General features: G+C 41.0%; 2 protein-coding genes. One reads left to right on the plus strand and one right to left on the minus strand.

Annotation, left to right across the window (positions count from 1 at the left end):
* Positions 1 to 236 (plus strand): hypothetical protein (locus tag AC3DU7_RS29560; protein WP_488042816.1); only part of this gene is annotated, 236 nt, incomplete at its 5' end.
* A 168-nt stretch (positions 237 to 404) separates the two neighbouring features.
* Here AC3DU7_RS29560 and AC3DU7_RS29565 read toward each other — a convergent pair.
* On the minus strand, positions 405 to 1,340 hold the full coding sequence (locus tag AC3DU7_RS29565; protein WP_488042817.1) for a ribonuclease Z: 936 nt from the start codon (positions 1,338 to 1,340) through the stop codon (positions 405 to 407).
* Positions 1,341 to 1,589: the final 249 nt, after the last annotated feature.

Genomic DNA, 1,589 nt, shown 5'->3' on the forward strand with positions numbered 1-1,589 from the left:
GCTATTGGGCAAATCCTGCAATTTGTAAATATACCAGCGCTCACTGCTATATTTCTGATCTAAAAAGGCTAAAACCAATATCAGTAAAGACTTTGATATTTAATCAGCAAACCCTAAGTACCAATAATGCCCCTAATAGTTATGAGGTATTTGCTTCAGCGATCAAAAAACTACTGAAAAAGTCTTTTAGCAGGGTGAGGAGTGAGGAGTCAGTAGGAGTAAGAATTGTCCCTTGATTTTTCTGCCATAGTCAGCCCAAAATACTAGCTTTTTGAGCATTTTCAACTGAAAACTAGAGTTTAGAATAAATTTTGAGGTCTTCATATCATCGACTGAGAAGGTAAGGAAAACTAGTGTAGGATAGCGGAAATAACTTACCAGTTAAAAAAGGCTCAAACTGCCTCCTACAGAAGCGTCGGGAGGATGTCAAAACTCAGAAAATCATGAGCCATATCAGTATTAGGGAAAATAGCACGGGCCTCCTGTAGCAAATCATCCAACAAAATTGGATTCCCAGGAGCATATCTAGGGCTAAAATGAGTCATCATCAAACGTTTAGCACCTGCGGCCAAAGCTACCTGTGCAGCCATAGTCGAAGTAGAATGTAATCTTTGAAAAGCCATGTCAGCATCCCGATGAGAAAAAGTAGCCTCATGAACAAGTAAATCTGCATCCTGTGCTAGTTCCACTGCCCCATCACAAAAAACAGTATCAGTACAATAAACAAACTTCCGGCCAATCTGAGGTGCTCCACATAAATCTGCCCCACTAATCCTCCGTCCATCAGACAAAGTAATCCACTCACCCCGTTTTAACTTGCCATATATAGGACCAGGAGGAATACCCAAAGCCTTAGCTTTTTCCACATCAAAATGTCCCGGTCGGTCTTTTTCCGTTACCCGATAACCAACAGCAGGAACCCGATGTTTTAAATAACCACAACTAACAACATATTCATCATCCTCATAAATTACACCAGGTCTAGATTGGTAAACCTTCATAGGATAAGCCAAACGAGTTTGAGAATATCGAATACAACCTTGCAAGTAATCCTCCAGAGCAGGAGGGCCATATAAATCGATACTTTTCACATTCCCCCCCAAACCACAACTAGCTAATAACCCCATCAAACCGAAAATATGGTCGCCGTGCATATGAGTAATAAAAATACGAGTCAGTTGACTGACCTTAAGTTCACTGCGGAGAAACTGATGTTGAGTTCCTTCCCCACAGTCAAACAACCATAATTCTCCCCGTTGAGGCAAACGTAAAGCAACACTCGAAACATTACGCGATCGCGTCGGGACACCAGAGCTAGTTCCTAGAAAAGTTACCTGCAAAACTTAAAACTTCCTCAGTAAACTAAAAAAATATGATAATTATATCCACAAGTGATAATTATTCTCTCATTTTACCCTGTGAGATTTATTATCAAAATAATGTGGGTCGAAAACCCCGCCTTAAAAGGCGCAATATTTTTGGAGGTTTGCTCAAATCCCCTACTTCCCCTCCTGGGAGGGGCACGGGTGGGTTAACTTCTGACTTCTGACTTCTGACTTCTGACTTCGTTAAGGCTTTTGCCTACATTT

The organism is Okeania sp. (assembly GCF_983059655.1).